Raw genomic sequence first — 23,906 nt, forward strand, 5'->3', positions numbered from 1 at the left:
AATTTTTTGCAAAGATACTAGAATTAAAAAGAGCTCTAAAACATTTGCCATGTTGGCTCAAAAATTTCTTCGAATAAGAAATCCATTTCGTGTATTTTTTTGTCAAGATTTGACTCTAAGACGTTTATTATCTGTTCATTTTTAGAATGTAAATGTAAGAACATTTTTTCCAAATCTTTTTCTCCCTCTAATGAACTAACTATCGAATATGAAAGTAATTTTCCAACATACCATTCTAAATGAGACCATAAATTTGAGTATTCATTAATGAATTTACCTGTATGTACAATTTGATTACGATGTAAATAAATTCTATCCAACTGATATTTAATTGATAATTCTGAACTCTTTATTTTTCTTAACCAATATGAAACAGTATCTGTTTTACCTGAATATAAGTTATTTAGCTCACAAAACTTCTTACATAATAGATTACTATAATTCTTTAAATCATCATAAGGGTCTTTTTTAGAATTTTCAGAATAATCCTGACACAGCCAATCCGCCCACTTTTTTAATGAAAATGGTGTTAGTTTTACATACTGTGCTTTTAAATCGTCACTAGATAATTCATTATTATTGATATTATTAGTTTCAATATATCTCAGAATAAATGATAATAATTCTCTACCTACAGAGCCTATTGAAAGTGATTTACTTACAAAAAATTGAACATTCTCAATATCATACTCATATGGACGGTAAGGTATTAACATCTCTAAAGTTGTCCAAAGCAACGATATAGAGTTTTCAATGGACTTAGAACCTAAAGCTAAATTATAAAAATATACAGGTTGTAATAAACTTTGAAAACTAGGAATACCATCTGAAATAGCATCTTCAAAATCAAAATCTTTAGCCAACCTTGTAAGAGTATCATACAATGTATTTGGTCTCTCGGGTACATTTATTGGATCTAAAACAACTTTACTACTTTGATACTTATGGTTATTTTCAGAAGACTGTTTTCCGAATCTCCAATAAATATTATTAAAAAAAGGAGTAAAATAATTCAAGGTCAAACGATCTTTATTTGCTACGTATCTCTTCAGTCCTTGATCATATAAAATACGAACAAAATTATGTGGGTCAATTGATTCGGTACTTAGCTCATAAAGTTCTTCCCCTTTCTTAACACTGATTTTCTTATTTAAAAAATTGTTTTTAATCTGATTATATTCAACTTTTCTAGTTTTGACATGTTCTTCATTCAAATTTTCTTTGATAAATGAAAATTCAATACTATCTTTTGGTGTTTTAAGTAAAAATTTAAAACTGTTTAGTTTACCATTAAAGTGTTGGATTATTTTTAAGGGGGTTTTATATCCATGATTTTTGAATACATAACGATAAGCTATATCACTAATACTAGTTGCTGAATATCCTAAATAAAGAACATAGGTAGTAAAACAAGCTATAATTAAATCTATCTTCTTAGATTCTTTTTCAAAATGAACTGTACTAAAATCAATTGCTTGTACTTCCTTAATAATATAGTTATAATAGTTTTCCTCAACTCTTATAAAAAACTTTTTAGAATCAATTATTAATAACTTTAATTCTCGACTGTTTGAAGAAACTTTTAAAGGATCAATACCTTTGTAATATCTTCTTATATCAGGAAAATAATTAGAAATTATATAGTCGTTAACAATATTCGAATTCAAATAAGGTTCTTTAGATTCCATCAATAGACTATTTAACCTATTTTTATATTTAGGTCTTTCTTTAGTCATCTCTGCAACTTTTATTATCTCACTAATAAGTGTTAAACCATTTGTAGTTCTATGTTTATTAGATATAACTTCTGTTGCATCAACCTGTTGCTTTAACTTTTCTATAAAATACTTACATAAATCAGATTGTGGTTCTTTCCAGTCACTTTTTTTACTTATCCACATAAAAATTATTTTAGTATCAATAAAGAATTGATATAATCTCAAATTATTAAGAAAAATGAAAGGAACAGGGGGACTGGTCTATTTCTTTATCTTTTTTCGTTTCTAAACATACAAAATATTTTATGTCATTGCAATAGTGGGGGTTTAGTCTAAAGAAGAAAGACAAAAGTTAAAAGAGTTGTTTTTGTTTAACCTAATGTCACATCGAGTGAAATTATGAGTAACATAGTGAAACATAATTTTGTATCGAGATGTGGTTGATTACTCACAATTAGTTCTCGATACTCCCCGAAGCCTCGGGGTTCTTTCATTACCATTCAAGAAATTCACTCGAACTGACAGGCTTGGTTTTATTTGCAATCACATGGTGTTATATTGATTGTCATTCCGAACTTGTTTTGGAATCTCATCATGAGAAGCTGAAATAAATTCAGCTTGACGTTTGTATTAAAATTGATCTTCTGAGGTCGGGTTTTTAGTTTTGAAAGTATAAACGAACTTCACTGTTGAGATTGCTTCATTTCATTCGCAATGACGGTATTGTCACATCGAGTGAAATTATGAGCAACAATGTGAAGTATAATTTTGTATCGAGATGTGGTTGAGTACTCGGAATTGGTTCTCGATACGAATTCCTCTCATTATCATTCAAGAAATTCACTCGAACTGACAGGTGACTGGTTTTAAATGATTTACACTCATGCAAAAGTCTCAGCGAAGTTCGCTGATGGTATTGTAGGCTTGCGAAAACGTCAGCGAAGTTCGCTGGTGGTTCTGTTTTTCTGCAAAAGCTTCCGCGAAGTTCGCTGGAAGAATTGTAACGCTGCGGAAACGTCAGCGGAGTTCGCTGATGAAATTGTAAAACTGAGGAAGCATGAACGAACTTCGCTGGTGAGATTATTTCATTTCATTCGCAATGACATTTATTTTCCGTACTGTTTTAAAACCGTCATACATAGATTAAGCCATAAAATACACCGCAAGAAACGATAAGAATGAAAAGCTGTTTGAATCTGACGTAAGGAAGATGAGTTCTTTTCATTCCGTTTCGAGGATGTGATTTTATGTGTGAAAAGCTATGAAGACTAGATTTTTTTGCTTCTTTTTTCATCAATGGAAAAAAGAATGAAGAAATTGTTTCATTATGAGAATCAATAGAGATTCCCGCCTACGCTGGAATGACAGTTTGATTTGAAAGATTGTTTCATCCCGAGACTTTAGTATTCACAATGACGGAATTCATTTTACTCGTCATTACGAGGAAGAATGACGAAGTAATCTGTTCTTCAAAAAACGGATTGCTTCATCCCGAAACTTCGGGATTCGCAATGACGGAATTGTCACATCGAGTGAAATTATGAGTAACAACGTGAAACATAATCCCGAGACTTCGGGAGTATCGAGATGTGGTTGAGTACTCGTAATTAGTTCTCGATACTCCCCGAAGCCTCGGTGTCCTCTCATTAGCATTCGTGAAATTCACTCGAACTGACATGCTTGGTTTTTTTCATAATAACGTTTGTTATAATCATTCTTTGTCTTGATACAAAGAAGCAAAAATCAAGACTGCACATAAAAACTTAAGAAAATACTACGGCACCATCCTCCACAGATGAAAAGAACTCGCTACGCTCAAACAGCTTTTCATCTTCAGTCCAACACTGCTGCCTAGATTTTCAAAATTTTTATGATGATGTCGGATTACTGCTACTTAAAATTGTGGTCACATCGAGATAGAATGAAAAAGTAATGCAGATTGTTTCATACCGATACTTCGGGATTCGCAATGATGGGATTCGTTTTACTCGTCATTACGAGGAAGAATGACGAAGTAATCTGTTCTTTAAAAAACGGATTGCTTCATCTTATTCGCAATGACATTTATTTTCCGTGTTGTTTTAAAACCGTCATCTATAGATTGAGCCATAAAATCCACCACAAGAAAAGATAAGAATGAAAAGCTGTTTGAATCTGACGTAAGGAAGATGAGTTCTTTTCATTCCGTTTCGAGGATGTGATTTTATGTGTGAAAAGCTATGAAGACTAGATTTTTTTGGTTAGTTCACTGATTCTATTTGTTTAAGTGTTCATGAATCTCCCTAAGGTCGATTTCATTTTTCATCAATGGAAAAAAGAATGAAGAAATTGTTTCATTATGAGAAGTAATAGAGATTCCCTTTTTCAAAGGAATGACTCTAAAATTTATTTTTTTACTCTAAAAATTCCAAACAACTCATTGCCTTGTCTTGGTGGAATGGAATTGTAACAAGGTTCAAAGGTTTGGATTTCAAAATATGGTGAGAAGTAACTTAAATATTCTTCTTTATCGCCACCAAATGGTCTATTTTCTAAATCGCCAGTTAACGGAAATGTAAACCATAAACCTACTAACTTTCCATAAGGTTTTAAAAGCTCGTTCATTTTTGTTGCATAAGCTTTTCGGGTTTCTGGTAATGGAGGAAACGAACAGAAAAAGGTTTGTTCAATAATTAAATCAAACTGACCTTCGAACTCAAAAAAATCGTTCTCGTGTAAATGTTCCACGGGAAAAGTAGGATTTCGTTGAGCAAAAGCGGCTAAAGGTTCTTTAGCAATATCTAGCACATGAACATTTTTAAATCCGTTGTTAAACAAATATTCCGCTTCGTAGGAATTGCCTGCACCAGGAATTAAAATTGTAAGTTCTTTGTTAGAAATCTGATTTATATAGTGTTGCAATGGAGGAGAAGCTGCACCTAAATCCCAACCTGTATTGCTTTCTTTATAACGCTGCGACCAATATTCTTTTGTATCCATTGTACCTCGACTTTACAATCAAAGGTACGCGTTTTATTGTTTGTTTAAGTTTTGTTGAGCTACCAGAAAATCAAAACAAACTTCCTCCAATCGTTTACCGTTTATTGTTGCATTCCAAGCACTGTGCCCTTCACCTTGTAACGGATAAAACTCATACGCTACACCAGAATTTATATAATAATCTCGTAGTTGTTCGGCTTCAGCAAAATCTACCGTAGCATCTTCGGTTCCATGGATAATAAGTATGGGAGCATCATTAGTTCCAAAACGTTGTTTGCCGTACAAGTCGTTAATTAATCTTGCAGTAACACCGCTTCCCCAGAAATCTAAAATAGCGCGTACTTTTACCGATTCACTTGAATTAGTAGTTGCCAAGGTCGGATCTGTGTTAGGAGTTATTTCACTATAATAATCTTCTGCCTCAGTAACACCCAACATAATAGCCGATACAGCACCAGCAGAACCTCCGCCAACAGAAACATAATCTGGATTTATGTTATAAGTTCCTGCATTGGCAAATACCCAACGTAATGCTGCTTTGGCATCTCTACTTGCTGGATACAAGGCATATGCTTGATCTTTATCTACCACATTATTAGTACTTTCTATGTAATTTACCCACTCTTGTGGAACCGTTCCTAAATCGTCTTGCAATCGGTAATTAATAGAAAAAGCTACCCAACCTCTTTCAGCTAAATAGTTTGCTAAATACACCATTGCACCCGATTCTTTTGAGCCCGATTTAAATCCGCCACCATGAATTAACAGTACCGCTGGTCGATTGTTTGATGTGTTATTAGGAACATAGGCATCTAAGGTTAACTGTTTTACAGTTGATGAAGTGCTATTAATACTTTCGTGACTCAATCCTTCTGCATAGACAATATCTTTGGTTACTAGTACATCATACGTTGCTTCTGTGGTAACTACGGGAGCAGTATTTTCTTGTTCTGGAGTTTGGTTCTTTTCAGAAGAACTACATGCAGTAAAAAACAAAGAAAGGCTTAAGGTGTAAATTATATTTCTCATGAGTAAGGGTTTATAACTGAGACTTTCAAAAGACACAAAGGTTTAACGTGAAACATTATAGTTGCTATTTCTAAAAAAACTTCAGTGTTTCATGTGACTTTTTACGTTTTTTTTCATCTAAAAATAGAGAAGAATCCGTAAATTTAAAAGAATAAAAATTCAAAACTATGTCGATATCAGATTTATACACCAGTGGACAACATCAACAAGAAATAGGGCAGTTTGCTAGTATTGTTTCTATAGCCATTGCCGATAATAAACTTACTGATGGGGAAGAACGTTTATTGATTAGAACTGCAAAACGACTGAATATTAGTGATGAAGAATTTAAACAAATTCTTAAGAATCCTAAAGCATATCCTGTAAATCCGCCTATAAGCTATGTGGAAAGTATTGAACGTTTGTTTCAATTGACTACTATGATTTTTGCGGATGATGAAGTGAGTAAAGATGAAGTTGTGTTGATGCGAAAAATTGCCATTGCGCTTGGTTTTCCGTTGGTTAATGTTGAAAAGGTATGTGATGAGGCTATTCATCTGGTTATGAATGATAATGATTTAGATGATTTCATCGAAGCAATTAAGGAAGTTAACGACACTAAAAGGCAATAAAATAAAATTTTACTAGTTTAGTAGTTTTAACAAATTCCCCTAATTATGGTTTTAAAGAAAACGCTACTAGTTTTATTTTTACTGTTTTTATCTTCATCTGTAATCGCGCAAGTTCAAGAGCAAGCTAGTCAATGGCAATTTGGTATTGGTTTCGGAATCGCTAAATTCTCTGATGAAGACGTTTCTTATATTGGTGATAAAAATTTATTTCAAATTCCTAGATTAAACTTAACAATTCCTATATCAGATAACCTGTCTGTAGATGGTGCTATGTCTTTTAACACCTTTGATGTTGGCTTTATAAGTAATTCTGTAAAGTACTTTTCTATGGACGGATCTTTACGCTATAATTTTAAAGATTTGATTGAAAACTTTGAACCGTATGTTTTTGTCGGGGGAAGTTTAGTAGATTCTGAACGTAAAATGACTCCAACAATGAACGTTGGTTTAGGAGCAACGTACTGGATTACTGATGGCATCGGATTAAATGCCCAAATGTATTACAAGCATTCCTTAGAAATTTATGAAAGTATGCGTTCACACATCCAACTTACTGGATCAATAGTTTTTGCTTTTGATGGTTTATTTGGAAGTGGTGGAGGAACTAGCCGTAGAAAATCACTAACAGGTGGTGCTTGCTATCACAATCCTAACGATTAAAAGCTATACAACAAACCGTTTGTTAATCCATACTGTTCTTTCGGAATTCCAATAACAGGAAACTGATCGTATTGGTAAGTAAAATTTACGGTTAATCTTAAATTTGTAAATACTTCTAGCGCAATGGTGTTTTGGCTAGAAATTCTAACATCAGAAAATCGATCAAATCTCGGTTGAAAATAGGTGGTACTTACAATAGAAATGTTGTTTTTTGGTGATAAACTCATTGAAAAATACGAACTGCTTCGCCAGTCTCTGTTGTTTTCTTCTATAATAGAAATGATATCTTCATGCTCATACATTACCAAACTACCGAGATAAAACTTGTAATCCTCGTTTTTAGACAATTTAAAGCGTAAACCTGCTCCTATAAGTCCTCTGAATCGAATTGCAGAGATTTCGTCGTTCTGAGACTGTAAAAACGACTCTAGAGCGATTTTTTCATGGAATCGATAGTTATGCCTAAAATGTTGAGCGCTTCTGTTTACAAACTTCTTAGAATTGGCTTCTCTAAAATCTAAATCGTTTATAAATAACCATAAATGCTTTGGTGTTTTATATTGAATACGTGTTCTATTAGATATTCCGAAAATGGTATTCTTGTTTTTTATCAAGTGTAAATCCAACCTTGTAAAACCTGACCAACCAATAGTATCTGTCACGCGTCTAAAGTTTTCAATATTTATAATTTGTGATTGAACAAACAATGGTAAAAATACAAAAGTGATAAGAATATATTTTTTCATGTTGCTTAGCTTAGTTTGATTGACGATATGCTTGATAAAATTCTTCTTTAAGTTGTGTTATTTGTTCTGAGCTATATTTTCTTGAAAAATGTACTGGAATCACATTTTCAATTTCTGTTTTGCGTGCTATTGAACCAGACGCTGCAGCGAAGCTGTGAAAATTTTTCAGCGCTAATTCTTTATCTTCATTTAAATAAAACGATTCTATCAAAACAGTTTTACAGGATTTGAAATGTGTTTTTATTTTTTGATGATTTTCTGCGCTTGGGGCGTGGTCCATAATGATTCCAACGCTATCTCCTTTTTCAACAGTTAATAAATTAAACAAGTCTTTAGCTTTGTAGGTATTTTCTTCTATCACAATTTCGGAATCAGGCTGTAGATTTTCATAAGCATCTTTCAATTCTTTTACCCATTTACCAGGTTTGAATGCTGCCTTACTCATATCAATTTTTATCTTTTCTTTTTCTTGAAATTTATACGCAACAGTGGGAATTTTATGATCTAACAAAATTGCAGAAACTTCAAAATTGTTATTGTTATAAATACATTCATTCGTGATTTCTTCTCCTTTTTCTAATTTCCATAAAGGAGGTTGTAATTGATAAGTAGTAAATTGATTTTCAGTATGTAATTCTCGTACTTCGTATTGGATAGAATTCTCTTCAATAAGGTTCCACGTATAACCCAACAGTTTGGCTTGAATTTGTTGAGCGATTCCTGTTGGCCCACAAATAACAACGCTATTTTCAATTCCGATTTGATGTCGGATAATACTATCAAAATTTATAAAATGATCTATATGCGTATGACTGATAAAAACAGCTTTAGTGTTTTGTATTTCTTTTATAGTTAATCCACTAGCTTCACCACAATCGCATATATAGTTCCACGAATGATTGTCTTTTTGAATTAAAATAGAAATGTCTTCTTCTTGAGTACTCTTAACAGTAGCCGTAAACATGTTTTCTTTTCCTTGGTTTCCATACAAAGAAACAAAATCTTATTGAAGATATTTTAGTAAAGATTATTACTTGGTAGCTCAGGGAAGTAGGGGTCGATAGAATTTAGCTTCATAAGAAATTAATTATGAAAAAAAGCGAAGTCAAAGTTTTTATTTAAATAACTTCGACTTCGCTAAGTTGCCATACTACTCTTTTCTTCAGTTTTATGCTAGATTTGAAACAGCATTTTGTATTCTTTGAATGGTAGTTTCTTTACCAATCATGGTCATAATTTCAAATAAATCTGGACCTGCTAATTTTCCTACTAAACTTAAACGCAACGGTTGCATTACTTTTCCAAATCCAATTTCTTTAGAAGTAATCCATCCTTTAATTTCAGTTTGAGCATTATCAATAGAAAAATCTTCAATATTTTCAATAACCGAAATCAATTCTGTCATTAAACTTCCTGTATCTTCTTTCCACTGTTTTTTAGCTGCTTTTTCATCATAGCTTGTAGGGTTTGTGAAAAAGAAATCAGATAATTCCACTAAATCATTCACAAAAATTGCTCTTTCTTTAACCAAAGCAACTACTTTTTGAACATACTCTTTGTTGGCTTCAATTCCTTGTTTAGCAAGTATTGGTAAAAAGAATTCGGTTACTTCTTCAGCTGATTTTTGTTGTAAATATTGCTGATTGAACCATTTCGCTTTATCTGGGCTAAACTTTGCTCCTGATTTACTCACTCTTGCTAAATCAAACGCTTCTGTTAATTCTTCTAAAGAAAATAATTCTTGCTCAGTTCCAGGGTTCCATCCTAATAGAGCTAATAAGTTTACAAAAGCTTCTGGAAAATATCCATCTTCTTTGTATCCACGTGAAACATCTCCAGATTCCTCGTTAGTATATTCTAACGGAAATACTGGGAACCCTAATTTATCACCATCTCGTTTGCTCAACTTTCCTTTACCAACAGGTTTTAAAATCAATGATAAATGTGCAAATTTTGGTGCTTCCCACTCAAAAGCTTTATAAAGCAATGTATGCAATGGAAGAGAAGGTAACCATTCTTCACCACGAATTACATGTGAGATTTTCATTAAATGATCATCTACAATATTTGCTAGGTGATAAGTTGGCATTCCGTCAGATTTAAACAACACTTTATCGTCCAACGTATTGGTATCAATTTTAATGGTTCCACGAACTTCATCTCGTAAGATTAATGTTTCATCTTGTGGAGTTTTAAAACGAACTACATATTTATCTCCGTTGTCTATTCGTTGTTGAACTTCTTCTTTAGATAGTACCAAAGAGTTAACTAATTTTCCTTTCTCACGATTGTGCCAATTGTAAATGAATGTTTTACCATTTGCTTCGTGATCTTTTCTGTGTGCATCTAACTCTTCAGCGGTATCAAAAGCATAATACGCCCAACCATTTTCTAATAATTGGTCAGCGTATTGCTTGTATAAATGTTTTCTTTCTGATTGTCTGTAAGGTCCATACTTTTCATTCTTTCCTGGTCCTTCATCAAAAGGAATATTACACCATTCTAAAGAATCAATGATATACTGCTCTGCATTTGCAACATAACGAGTTTGATCTGTATCTTCAATACGTAACACAAATGTTCCGTTGTGTTTTTTTGCAAATAAGTAGTTATATAAAGCGGTTCTAACGCCTCCCATATGTAATGGTCCTGTTGGACTTGGTGCGAAGCGCACTCTAACATTTTCAGACATTTCTAATTTTTTAAAGCGCAAAGATAGTTTTAAAACATTAAGAAAAAAACAGAAAATAGGGCACAAAAAAAAGGTTTCGCGTGAAACCTTTTTAGATTTATTTAGGACAATTAATAATTAGAGCTTGTAATATAACCCTAATGATAGTGCTGGAGATTTTGCTACGTTTCGCCCGTCGAATGCTCCCCCGAAACCGGCATTAACTCCAAAATTTTTATCGAATTCACCAATAAGTTTTACACCGAATGCTGCATAACTCTGATTATTAACGTATAAACCTGTTAATCTATTGTTTGTTGGGTCTAAAAAATCTCCATTTTGAAAAGATGCTACTCCGTCTAAGAAACCAGCAACCCATAACCAATCTAAGGCTTTATATCCTGCTTCACCACCAAGTTTAAATGCAGAACTATATTCGTTTGTTCTAATATCAACTCCTGTAAACGCCTGTATGTACCAGTTATTAAATCCTCTACCTACAATAAATGTTGGTGTTATTGTCCAAGCATCATATCCTGTTCGTAAACCAGATGCCTCTTCGTATGTTCCTGTATTTGCTTCTACCAATAACTGACCAGAAATCAACCATTTATTATTGTAAAAATTCTGTTTAATACCCAGTTGGATATTACCTAATGCTGTCTGAGAATCTTCGGTTGTAAAAGGTGTAATTGTTGGACTGGTAACTTCATTACTCGCCACCATTTTTAAAGGTAAGTTAGCAATCAATGTTGTTTTATCAGATATACCATACTCAGCATACAATTGTAAAGTATTATCATTAATTTTTCGTTCGGTATTGTATTCTGGATTTCCAAAAAGAGTGGAGTAGGAAGGTATTGTAGTAAAACTCAATTGTAAATACGCTTCACCTTTTTTTTGTGTCCATGGACTCTGAGAATACACATTAAATGAGATGGTTATAAGTAAAAGATAGGCTAGTTTTTTCATGTTTTAAATATTTTAAAACTTAGTTTCTTAAGAATAACAAACCTTACAAAAAATAGATACTTTTTTTATTATATAGTATTTCTGATTGATTATAATTGATATTAATACATCTAAAACTCCTGTTATTTAGCTATTTTTTAACACATATCTACTGATTTTAAATGAATAATGCTTGAATGGAAGTAGTTTTAATTACTTAATTTTACATTAGAAGGTATTAATTATGAGTAATTTTTCATTGATAGAGCAGAAACTTCAACAGTTTAGCAAAAAGTTTTACACAAATGAGTTAATAAGGGGTAGCATTTTATTTACATCTTTGGGTTTACTATATTTATTAATCGTACTTTTTATTGAGTATTTTTTATGGTTGCAACCCACAGCAAGAACGCTACTTTTTTGGATTTTCATTCTTGTAGAACTAACTTTACTAGTTAGATTTATCCTCTTTCCTTTGTTTAAATTAGTTGGCTTACGAAAAGGAATTTCTAAAGAAGAAGCTTCAAAAATTATTGGTAATCACTTTCCTGAGGTTAAAGATAAATTACTGAATTTCATTCAGTTAAACAACAATAACAATCAATCTGAACTATTAGCCGCTAGTATTCAACAGAAAGCCAATCAATTAGAGCCTATACCATTTACAAAAGCTATAAATTTTTCTGTTAACCTTAAATATTTGAAATATTTAGCCATTCCTGTACTAATTTGGATAATAGCTTTAGTATCTGGAAATACAAATAAACTTAATCAAAGTTTCAATCGAGTGGTAAATCATAATTTAGCCTATGAACCTCCAGCTCCGTTTAGTTTTCATTTAACAACTCCAAAACTAGAAGTAATCCAAGGTAAACCCTTAACTATATACATAGAAACTAAAGGTGAGGTGTTACCAGAAGAAGCTAAAATTCATTTTAATAATCAAGAATATTATTTAGATAATAATGGTGCAGGTTTATTCTCTTTTACATTTGATGAAGTAAAGGAATCTATTCAGTTTTTTGTTGAAGCAAACACTGTTAGATCTATGAATTATCAAATTGATATTATTAAAACACCAAGCATCCAAAATATAAGTATTGAACTAACGTATCCTAGATATGTAAACAAAAAAAATGAGGTCTTACAAAATGCTACTAATATTAATGTTCCACAAGGAACATCTTTAAAATGGATTGTAAACACCATTGAAACAGAATCTGTTAGCTACTCTGAAAACCTAAACTCTTCAACAGATTTTATAAAGGAAGATCAAAACAGATATAGTTACAAGAAACAGATTTTAGCAAATACTAATTATGCAATTAGTACTTCTAATGCTAAATTAAAAGATTACGAAAAACTTCAATTTTCTGTAAATACGATTCGTGATGAATCACCAACAATTTCTGTGACTTCTAATATAGATAGTATTTCTAGAGGCCCGGCGTATTTTGCTGGACAAATTTCTGATGATTATGGTTTTTCAAAGTTGGAAATGGTGTATTATGATATTCAAAATCCTGTTCAACAAAATTTTAAATCGATTTCGATTTCTAGAGAAACCGTTCAAAGCTTCTTTTCAAGCTTTCCGGATGATTTGAACCTAAAAGAAGGAATAGATTATGAACTTTTCTTTAGGGTTTTTGATAATGATGGTATTAATGGTGCAAAAAAAGCCATCAGTAGAAAGTTTTCGTATCGTAAAAAAACTGAAGAAGAGATAGAAAATGAATTGTTACAAGAGCAACAGAATTATCTAGAAAACATTCAGAATTCATTAGAGAATCAACAAAAAAACAAAAAAGAGTTAGAAAACATTCAGTTCGATTTACAAAACAAGAAAAACATGAACTGGAACGATCAAAAGAAAATTGATAATCTGATTAAGCGTCAGGAGCAGTATAAGAAAATGATGGAACGCCAAACAGATAAACTTCAAGAGAATTTTTCTGAGAAGAAAGAAGAAAATGAAAACATACAAAAGAAAAAAGAAGAACTTCAAAAAAGAATTGAAGAACTAAAAAAGTTAGAGAAACAAAATAAATTGTTAGATGAAATTAAGAAAATGGCTGAAAAACTCAATAAAGAAGATCTTCTGAAAAAGAGTAAAGAATTAGCACAACAAAATAAACAACAAGAGAAAAGTTTAGAACGCATACTAGAATTAGCTAAGCGATATTATGTAGAACAAAAAATGAATCAGATTGCTGATAAACTTTCTGATTTATCCAAGAAGCAAGAAAATTTAGCTGAGAAAAAAGATGATAAACAAGAACAAAAGAAAGAATCAGATCAAAATAAAACTGACGATAACAAAGAACTAAAAGAAAAACAAGAAGAAATTAAGAAAGAATTTGATGCTATTAAAAAAGATATTCAAGATTTAAAAAAGGAAAATGAAAAATTAAAGGAACCTATGGAAATTCCGAAAACGGAAGAACTTCAAAAAGAAGCTGAAGAGCAACTAAAAAAAGCTGAAGAAAATTTAGAAAAGCAAAATAATAATGATGCTAAACAAAATCAAAAGAAAGCTTCTGAGAAAATGCAACAAATGAGTAAAAAAATGCAACAATCTATGCAAATGATGAGTAGTGCTATGCAGGAAGAAAACATGGAAGACTTGCGAAGTGTAGTTGAAAATCTAATTACATTTTCATTTGATCAAGAAAACTTAATGGATTGGTATAGTCGTTCTAGTTCAGACCATCCAGAATTTGGTGAAAAAATCAGAAAACAAAATCAATTAAAAACATACTTCGAACACATTGATGATAGCTTATATGTTTTATCGATGCGTGTACCTGAAATCAGTTCTAAAATACAAGAGCATTTATCTACGGCTCATTATAATTTAGATTTAAGTTTAGAAAACTTTTCTGAGAGTCAGTTTAGCCGAGGAACTTCTAACCAACGCTATGTAATGACAGCTGCTAATGAGTTAGTAAATATGTTAAGTAATACGCTAGATGCAATGCAAAATCCTAAACCTGGAAGTGGAAACGGAAAAGGAGGAAAAGGTGAATCTTTTAGTTTACCTGATATAATTAAAAAGCAAAAAGGTTTGTCTGAACAAATGAAACAAGGTATGCAACAAAAAGGACAACAAGGGAAACCTGATAGTGGTAAAGATGGAAAAGAAGGTAAGAAGGATGGAAAGCAAAGACAAAAAGGAGATGGAAATCAGAATGAAGATTTAGATGGTAGTTTATATGAAATATATAAAGAACAAGCTAAACTAAGACAAGAATTAGAAAATGCAATTAAAGAAGGTGGATTAAAAGGCGGTTCAGCAAAAAAAGCCTTGAAAGAAATGGAGCAATTAGAGAATGAAATTCTTGAGCGTGGTTTTAATGAAAATACACTACAAAGAATGCAGAAATTAAACTATGAATTATTAAAATTAGACAAGGCAACTTTTGAACAAGGTAAAGAGAAAAAAAGGAAATCAAACACAAACACATTAGAGTATAATAGAAATAAAGCAAAAGAACTTCAATTTAAAAAGCTTTACTATAATCAAACAGAAATTTTGAACAGACAATCATTACCTTTGCGACAAGATTATAAAAAGAAAGTTCAAGAATATTTTAACAATCAAAAAGACACAATAAGATAATGATTGCCTTTAATTATGAAACTGATTTCATTTTAGAAAATGAAGAGATTACAAAAGAATGGATAGTAAATTGTGCAGAAGAAAATGATTTCGAGATAGGGGAAATAAACTATATTTTTTGTGATGATGAGTATCTTCATAAAATAAATATGGAGTTTTTACAACATGATACACTAACTGATATTATCAGTTTTGATTATACAATGGGTAAATTAATTGGTGGAGATATATTTATTTCTGTTCCCAGAGTTAAAGAAAACGCTAAAGAATTTGGTGTAACTTTTAAAGAAGAATTGCATCGGGTAATTATTCATGGAGTATTACACTATATGGGGTATAAAGATAAAACCGATGAAGAAAAACAATTAATGAGAGACAAAGAAAATAGTTGTTTAAAAACCGTAAATTTGTAACCTGTTCCACGTGGAACAGGTTTTTTTTATTTTATATAAATAGTACATATAACAATGAGTTTATTTACAACAACGTATGATGTTATCGTAGTAGGAGGAGGACATGCTGGAAGCGAGGCGGCAGCAGCTAGTGCTAATATGGGTGCTAAAACCTTATTGATAACAATGAATTTGCAAAATATAGCGCAAATGAGTTGTAACCCAGCTATGGGAGGAATTGCAAAAGGACAAATAGTTAGAGAAATTGATGCTCTTGGTGGTTATAGCGGAATAGTTACAGATAAAACTGCTATTCAATTTAAAATGCTAAACAAATCAAAAGGACCTGCAATGTGGAGTCCAAGAGCACAATCTGATAGAATGCAGTTCGCTGAATGTTGGAGAAACATATTAGAAAAAACAGAGAATTTAGACTTCTATCAAGACTCTGTTAATGGTTTATTATTCGATGGTCTTACTATTACAGGAGTAAAAACAAACTTAGGTTTAGAAATAAAAGCAAAAAGTGTAATTCTAACAGCAGGAACATTTTTAAATGGTTTGATTCATATAGGTGAAAAAACATTTGGTGGAGGTAGAGCTGGAGAAGGAGCCTCAACTGGTATTACTGAAGATTTAGTAGCTAAAGGTTTTGAATCGGGAAGAATGAAAACAGGAACACCTCCAAGAGTTGATGGTCGTTCATTAGATTACAGTAAAATGACTGAACAACCTGGTGATGATAATCCTGAAAAGTTTTCTTATTTACCGATTACAAAACCTCTAACCGAACAACGTTCTTGTTATTTAACCTACACAAATCAAATAACACATGATTTATTAAAAGAAGGCTTTGATAGATCTCCTATGTTTAATGGTAGAATCAAATCAACTGGACCACGATATTGTCCGTCTGTAGAGGATAAAATTAATCGTTTCGCTGAGAAAGATAGACATCAAATTTTTGTAGAACCAGAAGGATGGAATACTGTTGAAATATATGTAAATGGTTTCTCAACTTCATTACCTGAAGATATACAAGATAAAGCGATTCGTTCTATTCCAGGATTTGAAAACGTAAAATTTTTTAGATACGGTTATGCTATAGAATACGATTATTTTCCACCAACTCAATTAAAACATTCCTTAGAAACTAAACTAATTAGTAACTTATTTTTTGCAGGTCAAATTAACGGAACAACTGGTTATGAAGAAGCAGCTGCTCAAGGTTTAATGGCTGGAATAAATGCCGCACTAAAAACTCAAAATAAAGAGCCGTTTATCTTAAAAAGAAGTGAAGCATATATAGGAGTTCTGATAGATGATTTAATTACAAAAGGAACAGAAGAACCATATAGAATGTTTACTTCTAGAGCTGAATATAGAACATTACTTCGTCAAGACAATGCTGATTTACGATTAACACCTAAGTCATTTAAATTAGGTTTAGCATCTGAAGAAAGAATGGAAAGAGTAGAAGCGAAGAAAGAAAAAACTACTCTACTTATAGATTATTTAGAAAACCTAAGTGTAAGTAAAGAGGAAATAAATCCTATTCTAACTTCAAAGAATTTAACTCCAATTACACAATCTATGAAGCTGTATAAAATTGCAGCAAGACCTCAATTGGTATTTAATGATTTATTATCAATACAAAAATTAAACGATTTTATATATGATAATAATATTGATTCAGAAATAATCGAGCAAGTCGAAATTCATTTAAAATACTCTGGATATATAGAAAAAGAGAAGAGTAATGCTGATAAATTAAATAGATTAGAAAACGTTCCTATTCCATCTAATTTTGATTATACAAAAGTAAAATCACTATCATTTGAAGCTAGAGAAAAACTTACAAAAATTAAACCTACTAGTATTTCACAAGCGAGTAGAATAAGTGGAGTTTCTCCAAGTGATGTCTCCGTACTTTTAGTATATATGGGTAGATAAATTCATTACAAAAAAACGTTCCATGTGGAACGTTTTTTTTATTTTCACTTCATAAATATTACAATGTTCCATGTGGAACATATACAAAAAAAAGATACTAATGTTCCATGTGGAAAATAAATAATTTAACCTTGATTTCACAAGAAAATATTATTAGAGAAACACAAATAGTTTTTAAAACTAAAGATTATTCATTAACAGGTGAGGAGTTTGAATTGAGAGAAAATATAGATTATGATCTTTTGATAACTCATCCTGTACCTAAAGATTTGGATAAATATTATGAGTTTGATGAGTACATTTCACATACCGATAGTAAAAAATCAATTATAGATAGAGTGTATCAAGTAGTAAGAAATTACACTTTAAGAAAGAAACTTCAATTAATAAATCAACAAAAAAATAGTTTTAAAAAAATATTAGATGTTGGATGTGGTACAGGAGATTTTCTTGCAATTTGTAAAAAAAATGGTTGGACTACTTTAGGTATTGAACCAAATAAAAAAGCTAGAAATATATCTTTAACTAAAAAATTAGTTATAAAAGAAAAACTAGATGATGTACAAAATGAAAAATTTGATATTATAACATTATGGCATGTACTTGAACATGTTCCAAACCTATCAGAATATATCAATCGCTTAAAAGAATTATTAACTGATAATGGAACATTAATTATTGCTGTACCTAATTTTAAAAGTTACGATGCTATGTATTATAAACAACATTGGGCAGCATTTGATGTACCGAGACATCTTTGGCATTTTTCAAAAAATAGTATTCAGAAAATATTTAAAGAATATAACATGGAACTCATAAAAACAATTCCTATGAAATTCGATTCATATTACGTATCACTTTTATCTGAGAAATATAAAAACGGAAAAATGAATCCATTAAAAGCCTTTTTTATTGGTTTTAAGTCAAATTTAAAAGCAAATAATAGTAAAGAGTATTCTTCACATATATATTTACTTAAAAAAGCATTATAAATACAAATAAGCTATTTAACTTTTTAAAATACAATATCTGTCTAGTAAAAAAATAAAACCCTTTAAAACGTAAATTTTAAAGGGTTTTACTATAATTATTAATTATAATCTAATTGTATAATATATATTTTATTTATTTAATAAATACACACCAAAAATTGCAATGATGAAATAAACTGCTAATGTCATAGCTCCAGCATAATCTTTTGCTAAACGTTGACCTACTAGTAAAAATATTAAACACACTGCAGATAGCTCAGCTCCTAATAATGCTAAATTAGTTTGTCCAGTAGTAGCTAATTGAAAAACACCAACAAACATTAAAGCACCTGCCATTAATTCTAAAATTAAAATGATAGCTAATAAAGGAGATACTAAATTCTTCAAAGGAGAATTTTTAAAATGATCTTTTATAAAAGATAAATTACCATTCCAATCAGTAACCTTGTCAATTCCCGATTGTAAAAAAGTAACAATTAAAAAAAGGAGTAATAAAATTTCTGTTGCGTTCTTTTGTATAAGTTCCATATAGTTGATTTAGTTTTTTAGTAAAATTACTATTAATTGTAACAAATAAAAAAATTTGCGTCATATTAGTAACTATTTAATAGTATATTTATATAGATCAACTTTAAAAAAATTAAACTATGTTATTTCTACCCGTAGCAATATTTATTGCTTTTATTTTACTGATTTCAGCATTCTTTATTGTAAAACAACAAACAGCAGCAATTATCGAAAGATTTGGACGATTTCACAGTATTCGTCAATCTGGTTTACAGATGAAAATTCCTTTAGTAGATAGAATTGCAGGGAAATTAAGCTTAAAAATTCAACAACTTGATGTTATTGTAGAAACAAAAACATTAGACGATGTATTTGTTAGATTGAAGGTTTCTGTACAGTATAAAGTTATAAAAGATAAAGTATACGACGCTTTTTATAAGTTAGATTATCCACACGATCAAATTACAAGTTATGTATTTGACGTAGTTCGTGCAGAAGTACCAAAAATGAAATTAGACGATGTATTTGTTAAAAAAGATGATATTGCCATAGCTGTAAAAGCTGAATTAAACGATGCGATGATGGATTACGGTTATGACATCATTAAAACGCTTGTAACAGATATTGATCCAGATGCACAAGTAAAAGCAGCAATGAACCGTATTAATGCCTCAGAACGTGAAAAAATAGCCGCTCAGTATGAAGGAGATGCTCAACGTATTTTAATTGTAGAAAAGGCTAAAGCTGAAGCTGAAAGTAAACGTTTACAAGGACAAGGTATTGCAGATCAAAGAAGAGAGATTGCAAGAGGTTTAGAAGAGTCTGTAGAAGTATTAAATAAAGTAGGTATTAACAGTCAAGAAGCTTCTGCTTTAATTGTTGTAACACAACACTATGATACATTACAGTCAATTGGAGAAGAGACCAACAGTAATTTAATCTTATTACCAAATTCTCCTCAAGCAGGAAGTAATATGTTAAATGATATGGTTGCTAGTTTCGCAGCAAGTAATCAAATTGGCGAAGCAATGAAAGAAGCTAAAAAGAAAAGAAACAAAGGAGAAGAATAAACTAAACCTTTTACTAAATAAAAAAATCCCAAGTAAAATTACTTGGGATTTTTTTATTCTTTATTTCCAGAAGTTTCTTCTTCGTTCTTTGTGGCGTCTTTAAATTCTTTGATACCAGTTCCTAATCCTCTCATTAGTTCAGGAATTTTCTTTCCTCCGAAAAGTAAAACTACTAGTACAACTATAATAGCTATTTGCCATGGTCCTACTAAACCTAAGAATATAGTTAATGCATTCATGTTTCAATATTTTGAATTACAAAGATAGGAAAAACTTTAATTTCGTTGCTCAACTGTACCACCAATAACCTTTTTTTCACTAAAAAATTCTGGTTGTCCTTTATATAAAATTGTTCCTCCAAAGGTAACTTTAGCTTCTAAACTTTCACCTGTTAATATTTCTGCTTTAGCGCCAGAACCCGCTCTAACATTGCTTAGATTCTCAGTTTCTAAAGAATAACCATGATAAGTTGCTCCTAAATCTAGTTTAACAGTTTCATTTTTTGTTTTTCCAGTAAGTTTAATAACAGCTCCTGAAGAACCTTTTACAGTTAAATGTTTAGTGCTAATAACCATATTTACAAAAGCACCTTCTTGTGCTTTTACTTCAATGTGTCCTTGTTCTATATTTTTACACGTTAACGTTACTCCTTCATTGGCATCTATAACAGAAATATCTTTATTAAAATACAAAACAATCTTGACTTTTCCATCAGCTGTAGTTTCAGGAAAACGCATCATGATTTTAAGTGTTTTTCCAATATCTTTTATTTTAACTTTATCAGCCTTTTCTCCAGTTATAATTAGCTCTTGTTTATCCGATTGAATTAATTCAATATCAATGCCATTATAAACTTTTAAGATTTCAAAATCTTTTACACTTCGTTCTATTCTTTGTGCAGAACAAACAATGGAAAATAATAAAACTGTTATATGTATAAATTGTTTCATTTTAGATGTTTAATAAGTAATAAATAACTGAGAAATAGTTTAAAAAGTATAGGAATAAAGTTAAAATTTCATTTCAACAAAATCTTTAATTTTAATAAGTTTTCCCTCTTTTGGATTACGAACAATTTTAAAAATTGCATACAAGAAAAAAAGCGTAATAAGTCCACCTACAACAAGAGTTCCTGTACTACCAAGGAAATCAGCAATTGCAACAAAAATCTTTTTCATAAGTCCTCTTCTACCCGATGTACTCACATATTCACCTCTTTCTAAACTAAGTGCCGTATTATATAATAAAGCTGTTAAACCACCACTTACAAGAGCAACTATTCCAGGTGATTGTATTTGTGTTAGTAATGAATAATCTTTTACGGAAACTCCTTTCATTGTATTTAGAAAATGAGCTTTCATATCACTATATACATCTTCGGTTAGTTCAAAAACAATTTGGTCTACTTTATCATCTTTAAAATCAATATGTAATGTATTATCAGTATCAATAAAAATAAACTCTTGAATACCTTCGTATCGGAGAGTTCTAGCATTTGTTAACTGGCTATTATTTAGTAATTCTTCAACGTCTTCATCAAAATTTACTTCAGCCAATAAAATAGAATTTTCTTTAGCAATTAAATAATTCTTTATTTTATCTGATTGAAAAATAATCCATTTTTTCATAGTCTTAATTTATTTATAGTTAATGATTAATTAGTTCAAAATCTAAATGCTTACGCTCTAAATCGGTATGTTTTACCTTTACAGTTACATAGTCTCCTAATTGAATCATAGCATTCGTTGCTTGACCAATAACTGCATATTGTTTCTCATCAAATATGTAATAATCATCTTTAATATCTCTAATTCTCACCATTCCTTCACATTTATTTGATAAGATTTCAACATAAATTCCCCATTCTGTAACACCAGATACAACACCTTCAAACTCTTCATCTTTATGATCTTGCATGAACTTAACTTGCATGTATTTAATAGAATCTCTTTCAGCTTTTGCAGCTAATTCTTCCATTTTAGAGGAATGTTTGCATCGTTCTTCATATACTTCAACTTTTGGAGAAGTACCACCATCTAAGTAATGTTGTAATAAACGATGCGTCATTACATCCGGATAACGACGAATTGGAGACGTAAAATGACTATAATAATCGAAAGCTAATCCATAATGGCCAATATTCTGAGTTGTATATTCAGCTTTACTCATTGATCGGATCGCTAAGGTTTCTACCATATTAGCTTCACCTTTTCCATGAACATCTTGTAATAATTTGTTCAACGATTCTGAGGTTGATTCTTTAGTTTGTGTATCAATCTTATAACCAAATTTGCTAATAATATTTTGTAGAGCTGCTAATTTTTCAATATCTGGTTCATCGTGTACACGATACACAAAAGTCTTATTACTTGGTCTTCCTCCTTTACCACGTCCTATAAACTCAGCTACTTTTTTATTAGCCAATAACATAAATTCTTCAATCAGTTTATTAGCATCTTTAGACTCTTTAAAATACACTCCAATCGGATTGGCGTTTTCATCTAAATTAAATCGTACTTCTACTTTATCAAAAGAAATTGCTCCAGATTTCATTCGTTTAGCACGCATCTTTTTGGCTAATTCATCCATTTTTAAAATAGCCTGAACAATCTCATCTGAAACTTCATATTCCTCTCCAGTTAATGAAACATCACTGGTAACTATGTTACTTTTAGTTTCAATAATTACTTGCGCTTCTTCATACGCAAAACGTTTATCTGAATAGGTAACTGTTCTACCAAACCATTGATTAGTAATATTTGCTTTTTCATCCATTTCAAAGACCGCCGAAAAGGTTAATTTTTCTTCATTTGGACGTAATGAACAAACTCCGTTTGAAAGCATTTCTGGTAACATAGGAACAACTCTATCTACTAAATATACAGAAGTAGCTCTATCATAAGCTTCATCGTCTAGAATAGTTTTTGGTTGTACATAATGAGATACATCAGCAATATGAATACCTATTTCATATTTTCCATTTTCTAACACTTTGAATGACAATGCATCATCAAAGTCTTTTGCATTAATCGGATCGATGGTAAAGGTTAGATCAGCTCTCATATCTCTTCTTTTGCTAATCTCTTCCGCTGTAATTTCAATAGGTAATTTTTCAGCTTCTTTTTCAACTTCACTAGGAAACTCATAAGGCAAACCATATTCTAATAAAATAGAATGTATTTCAGTATCATGATCTCCAGGCCTACCTAAACTTTGTACAATTTTTCCGAAAGGATTTTTTGAATTATCTGGCCAATCTGTAATTTTAGCTACAACTTTATCTCCATCATTTGCACCATTGATTTTTCCACGTGAGATAAAAATATCGGCATACATTTTTGAATTGTCAGGCACAACAAAACCAAAGTTTTTACTCATTTGTAACGTACCTACAAATTCTTGTTTTGCTCTTTCAATTATTTCAACTACATCAGCTTCTAATTTTTCAGACTTTCGCTTATTATAAACATACACACGAACTAAATCGTTTTGTAAAGCTTTATTTAGATTAACTGATGGAACAAAAATATCATCTTCGAAATCTTCACAAATAAAATAACCATTTCCGTTACTGGTTAAGTCCATAGTACCAATATGATACTTACGCTCTTCATTTATTTTATACTTTCCTTTTTCTACTTGAACAATTTTATTGGTTGCAGCTAATTCTCCCATCTTCTTAATAATCTGATTTTTACCTTCAGAATTATTAATTCCATATCTATCTGCTATTTGTTTATACGTAAATCCTTTTGTTGCATCTTCATTAAGCACTTTAAAAATCTTACGAGTTAGATCTTTAATTACTTTTCCTTTTTTCTTAAATATTTTCTTTTTTTTAGACATAAAAAACATGTTTGTTTTACAAGACGCAAATTACAAAGAAATAAATAGACTCCATTTTCTTAAAAAAAACTTAAAGAAATTGTAACATCTCTTAAAATTAGTCGTCTTTACTATATAAAAGCTATTACTTTACATTGAAAAACTTACGCAAAATAATCATCT

General features: G+C 30.8%; 19 protein-coding genes. 7 read left to right on the forward strand and 12 right to left on the reverse strand.

Going from position 1 to position 23,906, the window contains the following annotated elements:
• Positions 1–35: 35 nt before the first annotated feature.
• The 3 genes from EV195_RS00190 to EV195_RS00200 all read right to left on the reverse strand — a co-directional run bounded on the left by EV195_RS00190 (position 36) and on the right by EV195_RS00200 (position 5,726).
• On the reverse strand, positions 36–1,901 hold the full coding sequence (locus EV195_RS00190) for a hypothetical protein (protein WP_132791196.1): 1,866 nt from the start codon (positions 1,899–1,901) through the stop codon (positions 36–38).
• A gap of 2,202 nt (positions 1,902–4,103) precedes the next feature.
• Positions 4,104–4,697 carry a methyltransferase domain-containing protein gene (locus tag EV195_RS00195; protein WP_132791197.1) on the reverse strand — a complete coding sequence of 198 codons (594 nt, stop codon included), beginning with the start codon at positions 4,695–4,697 and terminating at the stop codon, positions 4,104–4,106.
• A gap of 33 nt (positions 4,698–4,730) precedes the next feature.
• A complete protein-coding gene (locus EV195_RS00200) occupies positions 4,731–5,726 on the reverse strand; it encodes a carboxylesterase family protein (RefSeq protein ID WP_132791200.1) in 996 nt (331 codons plus the stop codon).
• A gap of 167 nt (positions 5,727–5,893) precedes the next feature.
• On the opposite strand from EV195_RS00200, the gene EV195_RS00205 reads away from it, so the two are divergent.
• Entirely contained in the window at positions 5,894–6,337 is a 444-nt protein-coding gene (locus tag EV195_RS00205; RefSeq protein ID WP_132791202.1) for a TerB family tellurite resistance protein, read from the forward strand.
• Positions 6,338–6,382: 45 nt separating this feature from the next.
• Positions 6,383–6,997 carry an outer membrane beta-barrel protein gene (locus tag EV195_RS00210; RefSeq protein WP_132791204.1) on the forward strand — a complete coding sequence of 205 codons (615 nt, stop codon included), beginning with the start codon at positions 6,383–6,385 and terminating at the stop codon, positions 6,995–6,997.
• Here EV195_RS00210 and EV195_RS00215 read toward each other — a convergent pair.
• From EV195_RS00215 to EV195_RS00230, 4 genes are all read right to left on the reverse strand, one after another.
• Complete coding sequence (locus tag EV195_RS00215) at positions 6,994–7,743, reverse strand: DUF481 domain-containing protein (protein ID WP_132791207.1); 750 nt, start codon at positions 7,741–7,743, stop codon at positions 6,994–6,996. The genes EV195_RS00210 and EV195_RS00215 overlap by 4 nt on opposite strands.
• 10 nt (positions 7,744–7,753) lie before the next feature.
• Positions 7,754–8,734, reverse strand: a complete 981-nt coding sequence (locus EV195_RS00220) for an MBL fold metallo-hydrolase (RefSeq protein WP_243693036.1) — start codon at positions 8,732–8,734, stop codon at positions 7,754–7,756.
• Positions 8,735–8,911: 177 nt separating this feature from the next.
• Positions 8,912–10,435, reverse strand: coding sequence for a glutamate--tRNA ligase (gene gltX, locus EV195_RS00225; protein WP_132791212.1), 1,524 nt, complete (start codon positions 10,433–10,435; stop codon positions 8,912–8,914).
• A 117-nt stretch (positions 10,436–10,552) separates the two neighbouring features.
• Positions 10,553–11,386: a transporter gene (locus tag EV195_RS00230; RefSeq protein WP_132791214.1), complete on the reverse strand. Its 834-nt coding sequence runs from the start codon at positions 11,384–11,386 to the stop codon at positions 10,553–10,555.
• Positions 11,387–11,840: 454 nt separating this feature from the next.
• Here EV195_RS00230 and EV195_RS00235 point away from each other — a divergent pair, with 454 nt between their 5' ends.
• The 4 genes from EV195_RS00235 (at position 11,841) to EV195_RS00250 (ending at position 18,321) form a co-directional block, all read left to right on the forward strand.
• A complete protein-coding gene (locus EV195_RS00235; protein WP_243693037.1) occupies positions 11,841–14,984 on the forward strand; it encodes a DUF4175 family protein in 3,144 nt (1,047 codons plus the stop codon).
• Positions 14,984–15,397, forward strand: a complete 414-nt coding sequence (ybeY, locus tag EV195_RS00240; RefSeq protein WP_132791219.1) for an rRNA maturation RNase YbeY — start codon at positions 14,984–14,986, stop codon at positions 15,395–15,397. Before EV195_RS00235 ends, ybeY begins: the two co-directional genes overlap by 1 nt.
• 54 nt (positions 15,398–15,451) lie before the next feature.
• Complete coding sequence (gene mnmG, locus EV195_RS00245; RefSeq protein WP_132791221.1) at positions 15,452–17,329, forward strand: tRNA uridine-5-carboxymethylaminomethyl(34) synthesis enzyme MnmG; 1,878 nt, start codon at positions 15,452–15,454, stop codon at positions 17,327–17,329.
• Between the two features lie 131 nt (positions 17,330–17,460).
• Positions 17,461–18,321 (forward strand): class I SAM-dependent methyltransferase, encoded by an 861-nt coding sequence (locus EV195_RS00250; RefSeq protein WP_243693038.1) that lies wholly within the window; start codon positions 17,461–17,463, stop codon positions 18,319–18,321.
• Positions 18,322–18,450: 129 nt separating this feature from the next.
• On the opposite strand, the gene EV195_RS00255 is transcribed toward EV195_RS00250, so the two are convergent.
• Positions 18,451–18,849: a DoxX family protein gene (locus tag EV195_RS00255; protein WP_132791226.1), complete on the reverse strand. Its 399-nt coding sequence runs from the start codon at positions 18,847–18,849 to the stop codon at positions 18,451–18,453.
• Positions 18,850–18,968: 119 nt separating this feature from the next.
• On the opposite strand from EV195_RS00255, the gene EV195_RS00260 reads away from it, so the two are divergent.
• The gene (locus EV195_RS00260; RefSeq protein WP_132791228.1) at positions 18,969–19,898 is read left to right on the forward strand and encodes an SPFH domain-containing protein; all 930 of its coding nucleotides are present in this window, start codon (positions 18,969–18,971) and stop codon (positions 19,896–19,898) included.
• Between the two features lie 53 nt (positions 19,899–19,951).
• Here EV195_RS00260 and EV195_RS00265 read toward each other — a convergent pair whose 3' ends face one another.
• Genes EV195_RS00265 through rnr form a run of 4 tightly spaced genes read right to left on the reverse strand, consistent with a single transcriptional unit; the run spans position 19,952 to position 23,744 of the window.
• A complete protein-coding gene (locus EV195_RS00265; RefSeq protein WP_132791231.1) occupies positions 19,952–20,137 on the reverse strand; it encodes a Sec-independent protein translocase subunit TatA/TatB in 186 nt (61 codons plus the stop codon).
• Positions 20,138–20,173: 36 nt separating this feature from the next.
• Positions 20,174–20,848 (reverse strand): head GIN domain-containing protein, encoded by a 675-nt coding sequence (locus EV195_RS00270; protein ID WP_132791233.1) that lies wholly within the window; start codon positions 20,846–20,848, stop codon positions 20,174–20,176.
• A gap of 60 nt (positions 20,849–20,908) precedes the next feature.
• On the reverse strand, positions 20,909–21,526 hold the full coding sequence (locus tag EV195_RS00275) for a hypothetical protein (protein ID WP_132791236.1): 618 nt from the start codon (positions 21,524–21,526) through the stop codon (positions 20,909–20,911).
• Positions 21,527–21,545: 19 nt separating this feature from the next.
• Positions 21,546–23,744 carry a ribonuclease R gene (rnr, locus tag EV195_RS00280; protein ID WP_132791239.1) on the reverse strand — a complete coding sequence of 733 codons (2,199 nt, stop codon included), beginning with the start codon at positions 23,742–23,744 and terminating at the stop codon, positions 21,546–21,548.
• Positions 23,745–23,906 lie beyond the last annotated feature (162 nt).

This window comes from Tenacibaculum skagerrakense, assembly GCF_004345825.1.
Classification (GTDB): Bacteria; Bacteroidota; Bacteroidia; order Flavobacteriales; family Flavobacteriaceae; genus Polaribacter; species Polaribacter skagerrakensis.